A 17,451-nucleotide genomic window follows, 5' to 3' on the forward strand; every position below is an offset into this window, starting at 1 on the left:
AAAATAAGGGGTTTTTGCAAATGAAGTTCAAAACAATCAGTAGACGCATTGTTTTTTCCTTTAGCATTGTGATTGCAATCATGATAGGATACATTGTTTACAATTACTTTGCCATCAAGCAAAGCAATGATGCGACAGAGCAAATTGTACAGCAAGAATTACAACTATTAATCATCGATTACGAGCAGGCACAGTCCATTGATTTAAGAATAGCGGCAGCTAGAGGCTATGTGCTTTCTGGGAGAGAAAAGTATAAAGAGATATTTCAGGATAATGTTGCAAAGGAACTAAGCAATGAAGAAAAGCGGTCAGCATTATCTTCCTCAGGCGAATTCGGACAATTTGCGGAAATGTCTAAGGAATGGAACCGTTATATTGAGCAAGAGGTATTTGCGGTATATGATCAAGGGAACACCGAGCTAGCTACCCAAAACCTCACAAAAATGGATGACACAGCTACGACCATTCGTGAAGGCTACGAAGACTTAGTGGCGCAACGGAAGCTAGCCATTAATGAGGTAGGGACGGACAGTATTGCTGCTGGAGAGCAGAAACAGCGAATCGCCATTATCGTAGGTATTGTGATTGTTCTTCTAGCAGTGATAATTGAGCTATTAAGTGCTCGTGGTATTTCAAGACCAATCGTGACGTTAACCAAGCGTATGCAACAAATGACCAATGGCGATTTAAGTGAGCCGCCTTTGAAGGTTCAATCGAAGGATGAAGTAGGGCAACTGATGGAAGCGACCAATACGATGTCAGATATTTTAAATCGTCTATTAAAGCACATTCAAACGGTGTCCAATGATGTAGCGGCACATAGTGAGGAGCTTCTTCAGTCGACTTCTGAGGTCAAAATGGGGACAGAGCAAATTGTTCATACGGTTACAGAAATGGCAAGTGGGACAGAATTACAGGCAGATCATGCCTCTGATGTCGCTTCCGCCATGAATGATTTTACTAGCAAAGTTACTACGGTTCATCACTGCAGTAAAGATGTTCAACAGTATTCGCAGAGTGTGAAGGCTTTAACACAAGAAGGTAGAAGCTTAATGACCACTTCCACAAAACAAATGGAAGCCATCCAGCATACAGTGAAGGACGCGGTGAATCAGGTAAATGGCTTAAGTAAGCAAACACAGGAGATTTCTAAGCTTGTAGCGGTCATTCAAACGATTGCTGCCCAAACTAATTTACTCGCATTGAACGCAGCGATTGAAGCAGCTAGAGCTGGGGAACAGGGGAAAGGCTTTGCCGTGGTGGCCGACGAGGTTCGAACATTAGCCGAACAGGTCGCCTTCTCCGTCGATGATATTACAGCGATTGTCAGAAAAATTCAGGATAATTCCGATACAGTAACCTCCTCGCTAGAGCAAGGCTATGAGGAAGTCGAAAAGGGCACAACACAAATGGCCGCAACCAATACAACATTCAATCGAATTGCGGATGCTATTGAGGCCATTGCGACAGGCATTGAAGGTATGTCAGTGGAGCTAGCTGAAGTTGTTCACAATACTGTCACGATTAATAAAGCAGTCGATGAAATTGCTGCTGTCTCCGAACAATCAGCGGCAGGCATTCAGGAAACATCGGCTACCATTGAGCAAACTGCAAGCTCCATGGCTGAAATTAAACATAGTGCCGAGCATTTAGCAGAAATGGCTGAACAACTAAATGCCCTGATTCGTCAATTTAAGCTATAGAAAATACCTGTGGATTTCAAACTTCCCTCACATTTCATCTGTATACTAAGGCATTGGAAGGTGGAATCATTTTGAGAAAATATTTACTTTTATTATTGATGAGTACTTTATTCATGGCACCCGTTGCCTACGCCCATACGATGGATAAAAGTACACTATTCACAGATGTCCCTGAAACAGCCGCCAATATTCAGGACATTATGGTACTACACAGTATTGGGCTTCTTGGGTACAATGGCAAAGATATGGCCTTAAACCCAACAGACAATCTTTCACGCAAGGACTTTGCAGGCTGGGTAGGTGGCTTTTTCGGCCTTGAGGGAGCAACAGTGGATGAGCTAGCACAAGCAGCTCAAAAAGAGGATTACGTATCTTCGCTAGAGGGAGATATTACGTACAAGGAAATAAATACAGCACTTTTTCATCATAAACTTGAGCTAGCCAATCCTGACGCAACCATGACGAAAGAAGAGTACATTGCATTCTTAACAGAGCACCTTACATTTGATATGGGCGGACATACGCTTATTCAGATGGGCGGCTTTGCAGAAGGACCAACGGGTACGATTGAAGACGTTGTCACAGGTGACCAAACAGGAATCATCATCGACGGTAAAACATACATGCTGTCAGGACACCCTCGCATCTTTGCCGATTCAACAGATGCCAAAAGCTGGGTAGGGCAACAGCTAGAACGTTCTATTTTTACAACAGCAGCGGATCACCATCATGGTCATGACGGTGGGCAAGAGGAAAGCCACGGGGATCATGCAGAAGGCCATGGCGACAGCCACGAGCATGAAGCATCCGGCTCGAATGAAGCAACACTACAATATGTGCAAATTAGCACTGCACAAGTGGTGAAAGAGGATGCCAAAGAAATGGAGTCTTCGAACGCTACACCAAGAGAAGAGCAACAAGCAGCCGCAGCAGATGACACAGCATCCAACTCAAACACAGTTTGGATGATCGCTATCCTAGCAGCACTAGCCGCTATTTTTGTTATTGTATTTGTGAAACGCAAGAAATAATGTAAATGAAAAAAACCAGCAATAACCGAGGGAATTCGGTTGTTGGTGGTTTTTTCATTTTTCCCCACTTTCATTAAACCGTCAAACATTCCAAATAAACACCTGCATATTCCAGCAATTTTACACAAAATTGAATAAGCACAAGCATGTTCGGTATATAAATAGGGTACGAACATTTTTTGGTTAGGAGTGTGTAAATGGCTGTACTTGTGGTGAAGAGGAGCATAATGCATCGTTATCAAAGTATCGGGCAGGCGATTGAAGAGGCGGCGCCTGGGGATATGATTGAAATTCGGGATGGGATTTATGAGGAAAGCTTGGATATTGCCAAGCGGCTGACGTTGTATGGGGTTGGCAATGTGACCATCAAGGGTGGTGTATTTATTCGCTATCAAACTCCTGTCGCGATGCGTAATTTACGGTTCCGGCAAGGGCAGGGGCTATATGTGAAAGGTGATTTACAGCTAGAGAATTGTGTCATTGAGGAGCAATTGATTCGAACGCAGATGATGGTGAGCTATGGTAGTTTGCTGATGAAAAATTGTGCAGTGCTTGCTACGCCACTGAATCATTTTGGTTTGCGTGTGGCGAATGGATCCAGTGTTATTCTAGTCGACACGACATTTGAGCATCATAGGAAGGCACAGATTATCGCTCAAAACTGTGAGCTGACCTTGACGAATTGTATGCTGTTGGAAGGGAAGAAGCATGGTATTTTTGCGATTCGCCATGTCAAGATGACAATGGAGGACTGTGAAATTCATGGGCATGACAAGGCACAAGTAATAGCTGCGTCGAGTGAGATTACGATGACCAATTGTTTAGTGCACCAAGGGCAAGGGGTAGGCATTCAATTGTTTGATAGCACGACTTTCAGGATGGATGGCTGTGAAATAAAAGAGCATCTTGATACGAATATGGTGGTTCATCGCAGTGAACTAATGGTATCTGATTCTATTTTTTCAGATGGTCAAAGTCATGGGTTGTATCTTGGAGAAAAAACCGAAGCCAAGTTCTATGATTGTCAAGTTTCTCGGCATGTCAAGGCACAGGTGTTGATAGAAAATAGCAAGGTGGAATTGCATACATGTCATGTTCGTAATGGCATGGCTGTCGGGCTTACCATTGTGGATGAGGCAAATGTTTCGATGAACCAATGTAAAATTCAAAACCATCAGCAATTTCATATTATTGTTGATGCTAGTGGATTAAAGCTACAGCAATCGATTATTCAATTTGGGCAATCAGGTGGTGTTTATGGTAATGAACATGCCAAAATCATGATGCATCATACAACGATTCGAGAGCTGCAAAGCCACCATATCTATATCAACAATGCCCGATTATTTACACAATATTGCACGTTTGAACAAATGGAAGGAAACGGAATTACTTGCATTGATGCAATTTTTGAGATAGCTAATAGCTATTTTAAAGATGGTCAAGAAAGCTCTTATGCCATGATTTGGTCAGATCAATCAATGGGGCGTATTGAAAATTGTAGGGTGGATAAGGCGGCTAGACCATTCTTAGCGCTGTCCAATAAATCATTATTGGAAATGCGTCATACTGATATAGCCGCAGTAAAGGCTCCAGCGGTGGTACAGGAAAACAGCCAATTATTTGTACAAGGACATGTGCAGTCAGCGACATGGCAGAAGGATACAGCATCAAAGGTTTCTCAAATTGAGGACATGAAATTAGAAATAGTGAAATATGATATTAAAAAAATAATATAAAAGCCGATTATACAAATAAGACAAGTAGTTTCAATTTTGAAATTACTTTTTTTATGGATTCGTGTATTGATATTTCATATATGTGAAAAATGGGTAAAGGAATACGTTTGGGCTGTTAATTAATTTTAATTTGTGCAAAAAAAATCTATAATTCGACAAAATGCAAGAATATTTTTATAATGGTATAGATGTCTTGTTGCAATTACTGCAATATTTTGAAATATTCCACAGGAAAACTTATACAATCTTTGTATAAGTTATAACCAACATAATAAAAGTTTTTACTTAATGTAAAATAAATATTAAATAAATGTGGATAATAGATTGATTATTTTCTATGTTTAAACCTATAATTAGTAAAAATGGTTCATCCAATAAGATAAATTTTCGTTAATTATGAAATGGGAGTAATGATTTTACAATAATAAATAGAGAGAGTATTGGGGTGATATGAGTATGTTTGGGCTGACAAAAGAAGAAATTATGTTAATGCTAGAGGAGATGGAATTAGCAGAGAAGCACAAGAATGTGATTGCTGATATCTTACATCTAAATAATATGCGAATCGAACAACAACTCGCATTAATGATCCAATTAATCATAGATGAGCGCGAACGAAATATTTCCAACAATACATATCTAAACTAAAAAAATGTCGAAAAATCACAGGTGCTATGTTTGCAACGCCTGTGATTTTTTTGTCAGCCATTTTATAATTTTTTTGTGAAGCAAATGATGCGATTAGCTTCTGTAAAACCGAGCTGAAGATGAACCCTTAGGCTTTCGTCATTGTCCCATTCACAGTCACTGGCAAACTCTAGACAGCCCCTATGCTTTGCCCATTGCTCACATTTCTCCACAAGCAGTCTTGCATAGCCCTGCTGGCGATATTCCTCTCTCACAAAAAGGCCTTCTAAATAGCCGACTGGACTCGAGTCAGTCCCTTCTACATAGTCTGTTCTTAACTGGCATTGGGCAAATCCAACTGCTTCGTCATCGTCATAGGCAAGGAAAATAGCTGCGTTTTCTTCCTTTAGCAGCTGTGTCATCTCTTCGGTAAATTCCTCTAGTGTATGATTGGGCCAGAGCAGTAAGGCTAATGAGGCTGCAGCATGAGCGTTCTTCTGGTTTGCTTGTTGAATCATAAAATCTTCCTCCTTTGTAAAAAATGAAACAAATTGTTTTGAAGTACGTACAAACTAGTAAGCGTTTTTATTTTAAAGCTCTAATTCTATTTTAACAATCTTACTTGGGGGGGAATCCAATCATGTCACTCTTACAAACGTTAATTGAACAAGCGAAAAAGCCAAATGGATGGATTGGCTCAACGATGCTACAAATTATGAATTTTGCCCATCGTGGTATGAATGCATGGTTCATCAGGCAAGGAGCTATCAATGACGGTGATCGTGTGTTAGACATAGGTTGTGGTGGTGGGAAAACGCTCCAAATTTTATCCAAATTGAATCCAAATGGTATAATATATGGGATAGATTTTTCCACACAGGCAGTGAAGGAATCAATCAAATTGAATAAAGCAAATGTTGCCAGGGGTAGCGTCATTGTGAAAGAGGCAAGCGTTTCAAGCATTCCATACGATGATCAGTTTTTTGATGGGATTACAGCCTTTCAAACGCACTATTTTTGGCCATCCTTGGAGCAGGATGTAGAGGAAGTATGGCGGGTTCTGAAAAACGGTGGGAAATTTATTATTATAGCAGAGCTCTACAAAATGAACTATCATATGAAAGCCTATCAAACTCCTGAGGCAACGAAGCAATTATTAGAACGTATCGGTTTTCAAACCGTGTATGTCACCGAAAAATCAAGTAAAGGATGGCTTTGCATTACAGCTATTAAGTAAAGGATACATAAAATGGAGGGTATAAAAATGAAAAGATGTGATTGGGTCAAGCTAGATGAGCCTTTGTATGTGGAATACCATGACAAGGAGTGGGGTGTACCGGTCTATGATGACCAGCATTTATTCGAGATGCTTTGCTTGGAGGGGGCACAGGCTGGCTTGAGCTGGTGGACGATTCTCCAAAAGCGTGAAGGCTATCGTGAGGCATTTGATCAATTCGATGTGGAAAAAATTATTCATTATACAGCAGACAAGCTAGAGGAATTGCAGCAAGACACACGGATTGTACGCAATAAATTAAAAATAGCTAGCGTGGTGACAAATGCTAAAGCATATCTCCAAATACAGGAAAAGCATGGCTCATTCTCAGATTATATTTGGGGCTTTGTAGATCACAAACCAGTTATGAATGAGTGGGCATCCATCAAAGAGGTGCCTGTGACGACAGAAATTAGTGATCGTATGAGCAAGCAATTGAAGAAAGATGGCTTTAAATTTATCGGTAGTACAATTTGTTATTCTTTTATGCAGGCAGTGGGCATGGTAAACGACCATACAACAGATTGCTGCTGTCGACAAAAGGAGCTAGCGGATGGCAATTGAACAAATTCGGGCTCAACTAGCCACGCAGGCCACGATTTTTCAAACGGGTGGTATTCGACCTACACATGATTTATTGGAAAGCTGGATTGGCTATGTGGGCTGGTCCTTACCAGAAGAGCAGCCACCATCTGGCTATCAGCCGCTCGCTACGTTTTTTCTAAAAGGTCTACCCTATGTACCGATGGCATTACAGCCTTTTCAATTAGTCACAGTCTTTGTCGATGAACGTCTATTAGATCATCTGATGGAGGATGATCTTTGTTCTTATTTTGATATTAGAACGTACACCACTTTGGAAGGCTTAGTAAAGCGCGAATGGCAGCATGAACAAATTCGCGCGTTTCCACTCATACCACAACATATCACGAACGACTATCCAACATGGGATGGGGGCGGTATTCCTGCTCAATTGGAGGAAGAGATTTTGACGTTGGAGCATGAAGAGCAGCTCGACTATTTTGAGGATATTGTTGAAGACCTCTATCCACTCCATAAAATTGGTGGCTATCCAAGCTTTTGTCAAAGTGGCGTTGATTTCGGTGACGATGCGCCATTTGTCCTCCAAATTGCCTCCGATGCAAAAGCGCGTTTGAACATCGTGGATCATGGTAATTTTTATTTATTCTACAATCCAACAATCCAGACTTGGCACGTCTATTGTGATTTCTACTAAAGGGATGGCGGCTTGTCTCTTTCATGAATTGTCATCATGATGAACCGGTAAATCAGATATAAGCCAAGGTACGCCCCTGTAATTAGAAAGACAGGGTTTAAGAACACAGCATGGATCGTTGTCATAAAGACTACATCCTCAAGAATAATGTTCGTTATAGCTGTAGCGGCAATCGTGCTAAACAGAATCGCAGCAAGGACACCTAGTATGTTGAAAAGAAGGCGAAAGCTAGCCCATTTGTGCTGAAGATATGCCATAAGGCTGGGGATGCCAATCGTGGCAGTCAGCATGAAAATTGTCATAACATCACATCCTTTCTTTCAGATTGCCCTTGTTCGTTCCTGCATAAACATAGAAAACGATAGGAGGGAAACCGATTGCGATGGCAAGAAGGAGAGTTAAAAAGCACTAGGAAGGTGAAAAAAGTGGAGCATAAAACGGTGGTCAAAAATGGCATTGGCTTTGGTTCGGTTTTAGCGATTACGATCTCCTGGAGTGTGCATCACTCCATCATTTGGGCAATCATCCATGGCTGTTTTAGCTGGCTGTATGTTATTTACTACGCCATCATGCGCTAAGCTTGTAGGTCAGCCTATCAACTAAGATGTTGTTTGAATAAAAATAACATTGGGTACATAAAAACAAAGCGTTCATAATTTTTAATGAGCAAGCATAAATAACAAAGTGCTCTTTTCCAAAGTACCAATTGTATGAACGTAGAAGAAAGGTTGATAGAATGACACATCAAGTAACGGCTTTAAGTAATGTTAATGGTAATGCTACAGGCGTGGAAGGTATATTACAAAATGTAGCATTTATTTTATCGACGTTTACGATTCCTTGTCCGCTCCGCGAATATGTGACAAGGTCTGATATTCGTAAACCCTTCCAGCGTATGAAGAAAATAAACACAAAACGCCTCATAGAATGTATCCAACGTTTTGAGCCACGAGCTGTCGTAGTAGATGTTGATTATCTTGGCGATGTGAATAGAGGGAAATTAGAGCCCATTGTCAAAGTCATTGTCAATGAATAGCTGAAAAAATATGAATTCTGCCAGGTATGGTTTCACGAACCTGGCAGAAGATTAAATGTGCTTATAGTGGTAGGATTATGGTATATGAATTGGTGTCAAGTATGATAATGGAACAGTTACGCGTTTCTAATGGCAATAATTTGCTGGCAATCAATGATAAGTGGTGTTGCTGCTGCTGCATCTACCTCTAAGAATGTAGCACAGCAAGTTTTAGGATCTAAGCTGATGAATAAAATTCCTGCAAAGCTACCGCCACCTGCTAAAATAACATCTACCAAAGTGCCAGGAGATAAGCATCTTAATAGATGACAAATACAGCCTTTACACTTGTGATCTTTGGAATAATCCTTCTCGTAGTAGTACTCTTCCTCCTCTTTTTTGCAAGAGCAAGAATCCTCCTTATGTTCCCATTTACAATGGTCATCCTTTTCATGACACTTACATCGCTGATGCTTCTGTTCCCATTTGCAATGCTCATGCTTGTGTTTGCATTTGCATCCTTCTTGTTTGTGTTCACATTTTTTTTCTAAATGACAATAGCATTTTACATATTGTTCACAGCACTTTTCTTTTTTATGATTCCAATTCATATATTGACTGTATCTACTATCCTGCATCTTTTAATCTCCCTTTTTGTTAGTTTTTTAGTAATGGTAGCGCTAACCTTTACATTTCTAATCTATGAAGCCACAAACAAAACTTCTTGGTAATTTGCCCTTTGTACAAAAAGAAAATTATTTTTTAATAATTAAAAAGAGAGAAATAGCCATACATAGCTGTGAGAATAATAACAATTTCAGGGCAAAAGATTGCTAGACTTCCGCCTGTAAATTTCATGGAGAAATGGAGCGAGTGTATGAAAAGTGTCCTGCAAATCTTCTTTTTATTCATGTGCTTACTGGTTGTGATGTCATTGTGGATGGCACAAAGGGAGCCTTTAGCTATAGCTCCGAGCACCGAAAGAGCAACTCCCTATGCTGAGGAGCTTGGCGAAAAATTACAAGCTACGAATTTTACAAAACAAGTGTTACAGGCGATACGGTCTGCAGGCTACTCGCCTGATAGTACAGTTGGTTATCTAATTGACTCTCCAGCGCATCAAGTCATCACTATTCAATTACACGATGGGGAAGAAATTGATGTAAGTACAGAAAGTGAAATTCAATCGATTATCGATGAGCTAGCTGAAAAGAATAATATGCATCTATTTATGGTTGATGTTCAATTACTAGAGCGTGAATAGTAGACGGGAGGCACTGTGAACTGTGCCTTTTTACATATAAAGGGAATTGGAATATAATGATAAAGAGGTGAGAGAAATGAAAATATTAATATTAGGCGCGAGTGGTCGTGTCGGCAGCCATTTGGTAGAACTAGCAATAAAGGATCAGCATGAGGTCACCCTATTAGTCCGAAATCCCGATAAATTACCGCACCATCATCAACAGCTGTGTGTAATGAAAGGGGATGTTTTAAACAAGCAGGATATCGAGCAGGCAATGCATCATGTGGATGTGGTGGTGAGTGCATTAAATACAGATGGAGGCACTACATTATCGGCTAGCTTACCATTGATTCTTGAAGCGATGACAAAGCAACAGGTGACAAGAATCATTACGATTGGAACAGCAGGGATTCTACAAAGTCGTGTAACGCCGACTCTTCTTCGTTACCAATCAACGGAATCGAAACGAAAATCGACCTTTGCTGCACAGGAGCACCAACGTGTATTCGAACAGCTACAGCAATCTGCAATGGATTGGACAATTGTTTGTCCTACCTATTTACCTGATGGGGCCTGGACAGGAAACTACCGCGTTGAACGTAACTTCTTGCCAGAGGGAGGTAGCGAAATTTCAGTAGCGGATACAGCAGATTTTGCCTACCAACAAATCTTCAGTGAGGAATTTTTGAAAACACGCGTCGGACTTGCCTACTAGAAAAGGGGAAATAAAGTGAAATATATTCATGCCATCTTCGGGATGGTAATCATTGTGGTTGGATGTGCCTTTCTCAGTACAACCATAGAGGAGGCGCCTGTTAGAAATGTGATGCTGAAAGTCTATGGAGCTATCATTGTGTCCATCGGCTCTTTCTACCTCAAAAAAATTGCGAAATTTGGTAAGCAATAAGCACTTTTACACAAGGATAGTCTAAATGGACTTATCCCTTTAACCTTTCTTTATCCTAAATCGTCTAAATGATAGCTATTTTAGTGAAAAAATATACTGTTATTTTCCTTTTTATAGAAGGTTTGCTATACTTTATGTCGAATATATCTATTGAAGAGGTGATTGTATGGACAAGGAGATATCAAATAACTATCAATATCCTAAACACCTAACAAGCCTTGATGGAATCGAAACGACAGAATTATATGTCATCAAGATAACAAAGGAACAAGTGGATAGGTTGATTGAGGATATCGATCAAACATTAAAGACGTCGACATGACGTCTTTTTTCATGCCAAAAAAGGCCACCTTCCAAGAAAAGTGACCTCAAAACAGGAGAGCTGTGGAAAGGCTAGATTTGCTTTACCCTACTATTTGTATGTAAAAGTAATCTTGTTAGCTAGCCATTTGCCTGAAAGATAGATGAAATTTACTCGATTTTCTAGCAACTCAGTTCACTATCCATATATGTACTACCTCAGTTCTTCTGACATGAAAAGGAGTAATTCAAAGCCAAATAATCGCGGATGATAGTAGGCTGTCCGCCATTTTCAAGACATAGCTTACTGGCAATTTTAATTTCCTTCTGATTATAGTGAGATTGTGCTCCAATCAAAAATATGCCTGACAGTATCAATAATGTACCGATGCCCAACACATATTTTATAACCCTTTTCACTCATCTAACCTCCATTTCGATACGTTTACCCTATTGTCTAACATATGTTGAAGCATGAAAGCATTATGTTTAATTGACAATTTGTATACATATGTATACAATCAGTTTAAATTAATGTATACAAACGTATACAAAAGGAGTGTTTTAGAAATGAGAGGATCTGGATTTAGAGAGCATATGAGAGAGGGACATCACCGTGGAGGACGCCACAGAGGCATGGAAGGCGCGCCACAGCGAGGAGCAAAAACGTTCCGACGCGGCAAAGCGATTTCATTTTTAGAGATGCTGCATGTGAAGCGAGCTACCATTAAACAGCAATTAGAACAGCCAGAATTTCAATCGATTCAGCAAATTTTAGTCGGTGAATTAAAAGCCATCGATCTGGTTATCCAAGAATTTTGCCAGTTGTTTGATATTCAAGAAAATGAAACCAACGACAGTCTACAAGAGGAAGATAACGCACATGAAACAAATGAATAACTATATAGATGAGGTATTTTATCAGAACGATGCCCTATTAGAGGATGTCCTGTCCTCTATTGCCGAAAATGGTATGCCTGCTATTTCTGTCTCTCGATCATCAGGAAAGCTGTTGACGATGCTTGTATCGATTACTAGGTCAAAGGCTATTTTAGAAATTGGTGCTCTTGGCGGCTTTAGTGGTATTTGTCTGGCGAGAGGAATGGAAGGGAAAGGCAAACTGACATCCCTAGAGTTAGAGGATAAATATGCACAGCTAGCCGCCAAAAATCTTGCCAAGGCAGGCTTTGCCGAGCAGGTAACGTATATGACAGGTCCTGCATTGGATAGCCTTGAAAAGCTTGTGGCAACGGGACAGTGTTTTGATTTTTTCTTCATTGATGCTGATAAGGATAACTATGAAAATTATTTAGCCTATTGCATACAGCTAGCAAGCCCTGGTGCATTCATTGTGACAGATAATGTCCTAGCAGGAGGCAGTGTAGCAGACCCTATGGCGACACCCAAGCGCTATACAGCCATCATGAAAAAGTTCAATGTCACAGTGGCTAATCATCCGCAGCTGGATTCGATTCTTTTACCCATTGGTGATGGTATGACGGTTTCAAAAGTTATAAAATAATGCATATCAGAAATTAACTATTAATGGTAAAATATTGTTAGCAAACGATAAGGGAGAGATGCTTTTGAAGCAAGCATTAGTGGTCATTGATGCACAGCAAGAATTAATCGAGGGAAATCAGGATGAACAAGCCGTCTATGGCAAGGATGAATTGCTTAAAACAATCAATGCCGTTATTCAAAAAGCTATTGAGGCAGAGGTATATATTATCTTTGTACGTGATCAGGATGTAGCGGGTGGAGAAGGGGAAGGCTTTCAGGTACATCAAGCGATCCAAGTACCTACTACCGCTGTTTATTTTGATAAACTGGCTACAAACGCTTTTTATAGGACGGGATTACTCGATTACTTACAGGCCAATGAGGTAGAGCATTTGGTGATGATGGGCTGCAAAACCGAGCATTGCGTGGATACAGCAGTTAGAGCAGCAACTATACAGGGCTTTGATGTCACTTTAGTGGGAGATGACCATTCAACAAATGGTTCCGACTACTTATCACCAGAAGATACAGTTGCACACCATAACGACATCCTGCATGGCCATTACAATGTGGATCATTTCTCACTTGTGCGAAACGCCGATGAAGCATTATTTGAACCAACACATCATAGTTATCGCTAATTATAAAATGACCAAGAATCTAGGTTCTTGGTCATTTTTACATATAGAAATGATTGAGCATCCAACCTATAACCGTACTCACGATACCAACTCCTATCAAGACTAGCCCATGGGTTGGTGCTTGATAATCCTTTTTAAGTACAATCCCCATACAGATAGCCATAAGCCCACAAAAAGCTTGGAATAGGAGAAGGGCTACTACCACATTGACCCAACCGATGATTAAAAGTAATCGCTTACTATTATTTTCATGTACCATTTATTGTTCTCCTTCTTCATTTCTATGTAAATAAAGTGCCATACCTAACACGCATAGTAGTAGAATTGAAAAAATAATAGACATTATCGCTTGATAGACAATGGCAGTTATGAACAAAAACAATAAAATAATCAGTATGATGAGACGGAGTAGGAATTTTGTTTTTTTACGAATGGCGAAAAAATCCTGTAGAATAATGAGTAAAAAGCTCACACCAAATAGGAGAGCATATTCAAAAATGATTAGAGGATGCGCATTCGGTATATCCCCATTATGAAAGTATTTTAAAATAATTATAGGAATGAGTATGTATTTTAAATACTTGTACCACTGGAAAAGACGATCCATGTTGCTGCCTCCAGCTCAATAGACTATTTTTACAAATATTGTAACGAAAATTATGATCCGACACAATGATCTTTTATTTTCATAGGGCCACTGTGCGAGCAGTGACCCTAAGTATCAAGTCAGGAGGTGTAAGGCTAAAATTAGCTTTACACTATTATATGTATGTGAAAGTAGCTTCAAAAGCTAGTTATCTGCCTGCTCGATAGATTATTTTTTGGAAGGCGACTAAATGGGGCACCAATTGTCGGATGAAGGGCTACTATTCCTGCTAAAGTAAAGATAAGGAAGGTGATAGAAGTGGATTCTTTAACAAGGTTGAATAAGGCGATTACGTATATCGAGGCCAATCTAACAGAGGAAATTGATGTGCAAGAAGCTGCGAGATTAGCTTATTGCTCGGAATACCATTTTAAACGTATGTTTTCCTTTCTAGCAGGCATCTCGCTATCAGAGTATATTCGTCGTAGGCGTCTGACGCTTGCCGCACTGGAACTATCAGATTCATCTATGAGAATTCTCGATATCGCGATTCGTTATGGCTATCGCTCTGCAGATGCATTTACAAGAGCCTTTCAGCAAATGCATGGCATCACACCATCGGAGGCGAGGCAAAATGGTCAGCACCTAAAAGCGTTTCCACGAATGACCTTCCAACTTACCATACAAGGAGGTTGTGAAATGAATTACCGACTCGAACAAAAAGAAGCGTTTCACATCGTGGGTCTTATGAAAAGAGTACCTATCGTCTTTCAAGGAGAAAATCAAGCGATAACTGAAATGGCACGTGCATTAACAATGGAGGATATTGGGCACCTAAAAAAGCTGTCGAATGTAGAACCAACAGGAATCATCCAAGCCTCCACAAACTTTTCTGAGGGCAGAATGGAGGAAAAGGGCGAGCTTGATCATTATATCGGCGTAGCCACAACCGAAACGGCTCACCATTTTTCACAGTTGGATGTACCCGCTTGTACGTGGGCTGTCTTTGAAGCGGTTGGACCATTCCCGCAAACACTACAGGAAACATGGGGGCGCATTTATGCGGAGTGGTTCCCATCTTCTGGCTATGAACAGGTTGCTGGTCCAGAAATCGTGCGCCATACAAGCACGGATTTTTCCTCACCAACCTTTACAAGTGAAATCTGGATACCACTTCAGAAAAAGAAGCCTCTTGCATAATGCGAGAGGCTTTTACTGTATTTTCGTTCCATTGGGCAGCTGCTGATCGGGCGTTAACAGGATTACATCTCCCTCCACAGGTACACCACCAATGACTAATACCTCTGACTTAAAACCCGCAACGCGACGTGGCGGGAAATTAACAATCGCCACTACTTGCTTCCCAATAATGACTTCGGGTGTATAACGCTTCGTAATTTGTGCGGAAGACTGTTTAATGCCCAATTCTTCACCAAAATCAATTTTCATTTTAATCGCAGGAACCCGAGCCTTTGGCAGTTCCTCAGCCTCTAATACCGTGCCGATTCGTATATCAAGTGCTATAAAATCTTCTATTGTCGCCATCACTGTACTCCTTAAGCTTTTATGACAATGTTAGCATTTAATAGAAAAAAATACAAAAAAAGAAGAGCACATTGCGTGCCCTTCTCTCGTTAACGACGATGCTCTACCAGGTCAATCGCACCTAACACAATATGTGCTAAGCCAAAGCCAAAAATCGTATTGGCCACCATTTTGTTAGAGCCATGTTTTTGCTTCATTGCATAGCCTGCCGCCGTAACAGCTGACCCGAGTATAGTGGGGATTAAACCTTCACGAATTCCATTCATAAATTGATCCCTCCGTCGTATGATTCGGCGTGAGTTTCACACCATACTTACTATGAACGTTTGGCGCGGATACTATACTAGGCATCAACCGTATCAATCATGAAAGCAGTGATCTCCGTTTGATCTGCATTTGTATAGGCCTTGCAAAAAAGAACCACAGCACTTTCTTCATCATCAAACCATAAATAGCGAATTTCTGTTGTAAAACAACTTTGGTCATTCATTTCATACACATCAATAGCTACGGAAGCTTCATCCAGCGGCCATGTTAAGGTACCTTGCAAGGCGAAAACCTCCTGCAGAAATATAGCAGTATCCTCTGTTAATATCTTCTCCTGTTGAAGTTTTTCATATCTATTATGTACTAAATCATCTAAGGTCATTTTCGTTAATGCACTTATTTTGTCTTTCATTTGCATAGCCTCCCTCCTAATAGTTATTTTACTGGAAAAGGAAAAATTTTGTATAGGTAAATAGGGATTTATTGAAACGAAAAAGAGCGGTTAGCCGTATAATAAACGAAGGGAGGCTGAAAATGAAGTATATAGGCATTGGCACCATCTTGTCCATTCTAGGTGTGATATGCTCCATTCTCATATGGGGTACAGAGAAAGCCCATTTGCTTTCAGGGCTACTCGGTGGAATTTTCATCGTTTCTGCCATGTTATTGTCAGGAGCCATCGCAAGCGGAGATAGAATGCGCGCCAATTTCGCAACAGAAACCAATGAAGACAGAAACGAACGCAATCTTCTCATGAATAATGCGTTACTATTAGCAATACCAAACATTATCGTAGCAATCTTTGTTTATTATTTATGAAGCTAATAGCAGCCATCAATTTAGAATAAGCATTGTATTCAACACATTTAGCATTCAATCCACCGATTTGCATGAGCAATCCATTCTAAGCATTTCTATCCATCAAAATGAGCGATGTATCCGTCAGATTAGACAGTATATCCGTCACATTTAGCATTCTATCCACCGAATTGCATGAGCAATTCAATCTAAGCGATTCTATCGATCAAAATGAGCATTGTATCCGTCAAATTAGACAGTATATCCGTCAAATATAGAATTCTATCCACCGATTTGCATGAGCAATTCAATCTAAGCGATTCTATCGATCAAAATGAGCATTGGATCCGCCAGATTAGACAGTATATCCGTTACATTTAGCATTCTATCCACCGATTTGAAATGAGCAATCCATTCTAAGCGATTCTATCCATCAAAATGAGCGATGTATCCGTCAGATTAGACATTGTATCCGTCAAAAATAGAATTCTATCCACCGATTTGAATGAGCAATCCATTCTAAGCATTTCTATCCATCAAAATGAGCATTGGATCCGCTAAATTAGACATTGTATCCGTCACATTTAGAATTCTATCCACCAATCATTACATATAAAAATCATAAAAAGTGTCACATCTACCCTAGGTGTGGCTTTTTTTGTTGCATTTAATAGAGAGGAGTACATTTGCAATAGAGAGGTGGTACTATGCAATTAACAGATGGTACACAGATATTTGACACGGACATCATTGATGAGGCTGCTAAAAAGAGGGAGCGTGATGAGCAGGAGCGGGAGATGCTCAACGCCTTTGCCCGCTATGCATACCTACGATATAAGCAAATACGAGACAAAGTAAATCCGCGGAAATGCAAATATATGTATATTCATCAGGTGCGCCAGCAATTAGCATTACCAGCTAGACTACAACGTGTTTGCAAGCTGCTAACGATGACGGAAGAGGAAGTTATCTACATTGTTGAATTTGTGCGGAAGTATTTGAAATACGTTAAATAAGCCTCATCTACAAA

The 17,451-nt window shown here is 40.2% G+C and carries 28 protein-coding genes; 19 read left to right on the plus strand and 9 right to left on the minus strand.

Translation table 11 applies throughout. The features are described from left to right. Positions 1 to 20: 20 nt before the first annotated feature. The 4 genes from B3D98_RS03685 to B3D98_RS03700 all read left to right on the plus strand — a co-directional run bounded on the left by B3D98_RS03685 (position 21) and on the right by B3D98_RS03700 (position 5,121). Complete coding sequence (locus tag B3D98_RS03685) at positions 21 to 1,703, plus strand: methyl-accepting chemotaxis protein (RefSeq protein WP_288580693.1); 1,683 nt, start codon at positions 21 to 23, stop codon at positions 1,701 to 1,703. A gap of 71 nt (positions 1,704 to 1,774) precedes the next feature. After that, positions 1,775 to 2,734, plus strand: coding sequence for a hypothetical protein (locus tag B3D98_RS03690; protein ID WP_288580696.1), 960 nt, complete (start codon positions 1,775 to 1,777; stop codon positions 2,732 to 2,734). 227 nt (positions 2,735 to 2,961) lie between these two features. Next, positions 2,962 to 4,473, plus strand: a complete 1,512-nt coding sequence (locus B3D98_RS03695; protein ID WP_288580699.1) for a right-handed parallel beta-helix repeat-containing protein — start codon at positions 2,962 to 2,964, stop codon at positions 4,471 to 4,473. Between the two features lie 456 nt (positions 4,474 to 4,929). Further along, positions 4,930 to 5,121, plus strand: a complete 192-nt coding sequence (locus tag B3D98_RS03700; protein ID WP_054548747.1) for a hypothetical protein — start codon at positions 4,930 to 4,932, stop codon at positions 5,119 to 5,121. A 62-nt stretch (positions 5,122 to 5,183) separates the two neighbouring features. Here B3D98_RS03700 and aac(6') read toward each other — a convergent pair whose 3' ends face one another. Then, entirely contained in the window at positions 5,184 to 5,618 is a 435-nt protein-coding gene (gene aac(6'), locus B3D98_RS03705) for an aminoglycoside 6'-N-acetyltransferase (RefSeq protein ID WP_103117952.1), read from the minus strand. 122 nt (positions 5,619 to 5,740) lie between these two features. Between aac(6') and B3D98_RS03710 the strand changes: the two genes are divergently transcribed. Genes B3D98_RS03710 through B3D98_RS03720 form a run of 3 tightly spaced genes read left to right on the plus strand, consistent with a single transcriptional unit; the run spans position 5,741 to position 7,613 of the window. Continuing rightward, the gene (locus tag B3D98_RS03710) at positions 5,741 to 6,337 is read left to right on the plus strand and encodes a class I SAM-dependent methyltransferase (protein WP_054548745.1); all 597 of its coding nucleotides are present in this window, start codon (positions 5,741 to 5,743) and stop codon (positions 6,335 to 6,337) included. A 27-nt stretch (positions 6,338 to 6,364) separates the two neighbouring features. Beyond that, complete coding sequence (locus B3D98_RS03715) at positions 6,365 to 6,940, plus strand: DNA-3-methyladenine glycosylase I (RefSeq protein WP_048393888.1); 576 nt, start codon at positions 6,365 to 6,367, stop codon at positions 6,938 to 6,940. After that, a complete protein-coding gene (locus B3D98_RS03720) occupies positions 6,930 to 7,613 on the plus strand; it encodes a DUF1963 domain-containing protein (RefSeq protein ID WP_112117936.1) in 684 nt (227 codons plus the stop codon). The genes B3D98_RS03715 and B3D98_RS03720 overlap by 11 nt, the downstream gene beginning before the upstream one ends. Here the strand turns inward: B3D98_RS03720 and B3D98_RS03725 are convergent. After that, entirely contained in the window at positions 7,610 to 7,738 is a 129-nt protein-coding gene (locus B3D98_RS03725) for a hypothetical protein (RefSeq protein ID WP_288580710.1), read from the minus strand. The two genes, B3D98_RS03720 and B3D98_RS03725, sit on opposite strands and share 4 nt — an antisense overlap. A gap of 252 nt (positions 7,739 to 7,990) precedes the next feature. Between B3D98_RS03725 and B3D98_RS03730 the strand changes: the two genes are divergently transcribed. Both B3D98_RS03730 and B3D98_RS03735 read left to right on the plus strand, forming a co-directional pair. Further along, positions 7,991 to 8,191, plus strand: coding sequence for a hypothetical protein (locus tag B3D98_RS03730; RefSeq protein ID WP_048393883.1), 201 nt, complete (start codon positions 7,991 to 7,993; stop codon positions 8,189 to 8,191). A gap of 158 nt (positions 8,192 to 8,349) precedes the next feature. Then, entirely contained in the window at positions 8,350 to 8,649 is a 300-nt protein-coding gene (locus tag B3D98_RS03735) for a hypothetical protein (protein ID WP_048393880.1), read from the plus strand. Between the two features lie 116 nt (positions 8,650 to 8,765). On the opposite strand, the gene B3D98_RS03740 is transcribed toward B3D98_RS03735, so the two are convergent. Continuing rightward, positions 8,766 to 9,266 (minus strand): hypothetical protein, encoded by a 501-nt coding sequence (locus tag B3D98_RS03740; RefSeq protein WP_048393879.1) that lies wholly within the window; start codon positions 9,264 to 9,266, stop codon positions 8,766 to 8,768. A gap of 239 nt (positions 9,267 to 9,505) precedes the next feature. Here B3D98_RS03740 and B3D98_RS03745 point away from each other — a divergent pair, with 239 nt between their 5' ends. The 4 genes from B3D98_RS03745 to B3D98_RS03760 all read left to right on the plus strand — a co-directional run bounded on the left by B3D98_RS03745 (position 9,506) and on the right by B3D98_RS03760 (position 11,103). Beyond that, positions 9,506 to 9,892 carry a hypothetical protein gene (locus B3D98_RS03745; protein WP_103117954.1) on the plus strand — a complete coding sequence of 129 codons (387 nt, stop codon included), beginning with the start codon at positions 9,506 to 9,508 and terminating at the stop codon, positions 9,890 to 9,892. A 76-nt stretch (positions 9,893 to 9,968) separates the two neighbouring features. Beyond that, positions 9,969 to 10,589: an NAD(P)-dependent oxidoreductase gene (locus tag B3D98_RS03750; protein WP_048393876.1), complete on the plus strand. Its 621-nt coding sequence runs from the start codon at positions 9,969 to 9,971 to the stop codon at positions 10,587 to 10,589. A 15-nt stretch (positions 10,590 to 10,604) separates the two neighbouring features. Continuing rightward, complete coding sequence (locus B3D98_RS03755) at positions 10,605 to 10,781, plus strand: hypothetical protein (protein WP_175400806.1); 177 nt, start codon at positions 10,605 to 10,607, stop codon at positions 10,779 to 10,781. 166 nt (positions 10,782 to 10,947) lie between these two features. Beyond that, positions 10,948 to 11,103 carry a hypothetical protein gene (locus B3D98_RS03760; protein ID WP_016993988.1) on the plus strand — a complete coding sequence of 52 codons (156 nt, stop codon included), beginning with the start codon at positions 10,948 to 10,950 and terminating at the stop codon, positions 11,101 to 11,103. Between the two features lie 197 nt (positions 11,104 to 11,300). Here B3D98_RS03760 and B3D98_RS03765 read toward each other — a convergent pair whose 3' ends face one another. Further along, entirely contained in the window at positions 11,301 to 11,501 is a 201-nt protein-coding gene (locus B3D98_RS03765) for a hypothetical protein (RefSeq protein ID WP_016993987.1), read from the minus strand. A 150-nt stretch (positions 11,502 to 11,651) separates the two neighbouring features. On the opposite strand from B3D98_RS03765, the gene B3D98_RS03770 reads away from it, so the two are divergent. The 3 genes from B3D98_RS03770 to B3D98_RS03780 all read left to right on the plus strand — a co-directional run bounded on the left by B3D98_RS03770 (position 11,652) and on the right by B3D98_RS03780 (position 13,225). Then, positions 11,652 to 11,981, plus strand: coding sequence for a hypothetical protein (locus B3D98_RS03770; RefSeq protein WP_048393875.1), 330 nt, complete (start codon positions 11,652 to 11,654; stop codon positions 11,979 to 11,981). Then, entirely contained in the window at positions 11,965 to 12,603 is a 639-nt protein-coding gene (locus B3D98_RS03775) for an O-methyltransferase (protein WP_288580732.1), read from the plus strand. Before B3D98_RS03770 ends, B3D98_RS03775 begins: the two co-directional genes overlap by 17 nt. Before the next feature lie 64 nt (positions 12,604 to 12,667). After that, positions 12,668 to 13,225 (plus strand): isochorismatase family protein, encoded by a 558-nt coding sequence (locus B3D98_RS03780; RefSeq protein ID WP_288580734.1) that lies wholly within the window; start codon positions 12,668 to 12,670, stop codon positions 13,223 to 13,225. A 37-nt stretch (positions 13,226 to 13,262) separates the two neighbouring features. Here B3D98_RS03780 and B3D98_RS03785 read toward each other — a convergent pair whose 3' ends face one another. Both B3D98_RS03785 and B3D98_RS03790 read right to left on the minus strand, forming a co-directional pair. Beyond that, positions 13,263 to 13,484 carry a hypothetical protein gene (locus B3D98_RS03785; RefSeq protein ID WP_115673735.1) on the minus strand — a complete coding sequence of 74 codons (222 nt, stop codon included), beginning with the start codon at positions 13,482 to 13,484 and terminating at the stop codon, positions 13,263 to 13,265. Beyond that, a complete protein-coding gene (locus B3D98_RS03790) occupies positions 13,485 to 13,832 on the minus strand; it encodes a hypothetical protein (protein WP_115673736.1) in 348 nt (115 codons plus the stop codon). It abuts the gene before it with no gap. 297 nt (positions 13,833 to 14,129) lie between these two features. On the opposite strand from B3D98_RS03790, the gene B3D98_RS03795 reads away from it, so the two are divergent. Next, positions 14,130 to 15,011, plus strand: a complete 882-nt coding sequence (locus B3D98_RS03795; RefSeq protein ID WP_281216558.1) for an AraC family transcriptional regulator — start codon at positions 14,130 to 14,132, stop codon at positions 15,009 to 15,011. A 12-nt stretch (positions 15,012 to 15,023) separates the two neighbouring features. On the opposite strand, the gene csaA is transcribed toward B3D98_RS03795, so the two are convergent. The 3 genes from csaA to B3D98_RS03810 form a co-directional block, all read right to left on the minus strand. Then, positions 15,024 to 15,356 (minus strand): chaperone CsaA, encoded by a 333-nt coding sequence (csaA, locus tag B3D98_RS03800; RefSeq protein ID WP_004228641.1) that lies wholly within the window; start codon positions 15,354 to 15,356, stop codon positions 15,024 to 15,026. Between the two features lie 89 nt (positions 15,357 to 15,445). Further along, positions 15,446 to 15,622, minus strand: coding sequence for a hypothetical protein (locus tag B3D98_RS03805; protein ID WP_004228639.1), 177 nt, complete (start codon positions 15,620 to 15,622; stop codon positions 15,446 to 15,448). Positions 15,623 to 15,699: 77 nt separating this feature from the next. After that, a complete protein-coding gene (locus B3D98_RS03810) occupies positions 15,700 to 16,041 on the minus strand; it encodes a DUF7668 domain-containing protein (RefSeq protein WP_288580742.1) in 342 nt (113 codons plus the stop codon). 116 nt (positions 16,042 to 16,157) lie between these two features. Here B3D98_RS03810 and B3D98_RS03815 point away from each other — a divergent pair, with 116 nt between their 5' ends. Then, positions 16,158 to 16,442, plus strand: coding sequence for a DUF5316 domain-containing protein (locus tag B3D98_RS03815; protein WP_048393866.1), 285 nt, complete (start codon positions 16,158 to 16,160; stop codon positions 16,440 to 16,442). A 686-nt stretch (positions 16,443 to 17,128) separates the two neighbouring features. Further along, positions 17,129 to 17,437, plus strand: a complete 309-nt coding sequence (locus B3D98_RS03820) for a hypothetical protein (protein WP_103117962.1) — start codon at positions 17,129 to 17,131, stop codon at positions 17,435 to 17,437. The last annotated feature ends 14 nt before the right edge of the window (positions 17,438 to 17,451 follow it).

It is taken from the genome of Lysinibacillus sp. UBA5994 (genome assembly GCF_002429725.1).
In the GTDB taxonomy this organism is placed as follows: domain Bacteria; phylum Bacillota; class Bacilli; order Bacillales_A; family Planococcaceae; genus Lysinibacillus; species Lysinibacillus capsici.

Bases quoted from the DNA above. Each gene is read 5' to 3' on its own strand.
- B3D98_RS03695 (WP_288580699.1), top strand. From the start codon at position 2,962: ATGCATCGTTATCAAAGTATCGGGCAGGCGATTGAAGAGGCGGCGCCT.
- B3D98_RS03725 (WP_288580710.1), bottom strand. From the start codon at position 7,738: ATGACAACGATCCATGCTGTGTTCTTAAACCCTGTCTTTCTAATTACA.
- B3D98_RS03815 (WP_048393866.1), top strand. From the start codon at position 16,158: ATGAAGTATATAGGCATTGGCACCATCTTGTCCATTCTAGGTGTGATA.
- B3D98_RS03700 (WP_054548747.1), top strand. From the start codon at position 4,930: ATGTTTGGGCTGACAAAAGAAGAAATTATGTTAATGCTAGAGGAGATG.
- B3D98_RS03745 (WP_103117954.1), top strand. From the start codon at position 9,506: ATGAAAAGTGTCCTGCAAATCTTCTTTTTATTCATGTGCTTACTGGTT.
- B3D98_RS03685 (WP_288580693.1), top strand. From the start codon at position 21: ATGAAGTTCAAAACAATCAGTAGACGCATTGTTTTTTCCTTTAGCATT.
- B3D98_RS03735 (WP_048393880.1), top strand. From the start codon at position 8,350: ATGACACATCAAGTAACGGCTTTAAGTAATGTTAATGGTAATGCTACA.
- B3D98_RS03740 (WP_048393879.1), bottom strand. From the start codon at position 9,266: ATGCAGGATAGTAGATACAGTCAATATATGAATTGGAATCATAAAAAA.
- B3D98_RS03760 (WP_016993988.1), top strand. From the start codon at position 10,948: ATGGACAAGGAGATATCAAATAACTATCAATATCCTAAACACCTAACA.
- B3D98_RS03810 (WP_288580742.1), bottom strand. From the start codon at position 16,041: ATGCAAATGAAAGACAAAATAAGTGCATTAACGAAAATGACCTTAGAT.
- B3D98_RS03720 (WP_112117936.1), top strand. From the start codon at position 6,930: ATGGCAATTGAACAAATTCGGGCTCAACTAGCCACGCAGGCCACGATT.
- B3D98_RS03775 (WP_288580732.1), top strand. From the start codon at position 11,965: ATGAAACAAATGAATAACTATATAGATGAGGTATTTTATCAGAACGAT.
- B3D98_RS03715 (WP_048393888.1), top strand. From the start codon at position 6,365: ATGAAAAGATGTGATTGGGTCAAGCTAGATGAGCCTTTGTATGTGGAA.
- B3D98_RS03770 (WP_048393875.1), top strand. From the start codon at position 11,652: ATGAGAGGATCTGGATTTAGAGAGCATATGAGAGAGGGACATCACCGT.
- B3D98_RS03805 (WP_004228639.1), bottom strand. From the start codon at position 15,622: ATGAATGGAATTCGTGAAGGTTTAATCCCCACTATACTCGGGTCAGCT.
- B3D98_RS03790 (WP_115673736.1), bottom strand. From the start codon at position 13,832: ATGGATCGTCTTTTCCAGTGGTACAAGTATTTAAAATACATACTCATT.
- B3D98_RS03785 (WP_115673735.1), bottom strand. From the start codon at position 13,484: ATGGTACATGAAAATAATAGTAAGCGATTACTTTTAATCATCGGTTGG.
- B3D98_RS03750 (WP_048393876.1), top strand. From the start codon at position 9,969: ATGAAAATATTAATATTAGGCGCGAGTGGTCGTGTCGGCAGCCATTTG.
- B3D98_RS03710 (WP_054548745.1), top strand. From the start codon at position 5,741: ATGTCACTCTTACAAACGTTAATTGAACAAGCGAAAAAGCCAAATGGA.
- B3D98_RS03820 (WP_103117962.1), top strand. From the start codon at position 17,129: ATGCAATTAACAGATGGTACACAGATATTTGACACGGACATCATTGAT.
- csaA (WP_004228641.1), bottom strand. From the start codon at position 15,356: ATGGCGACAATAGAAGATTTTATAGCACTTGATATACGAATCGGCACG.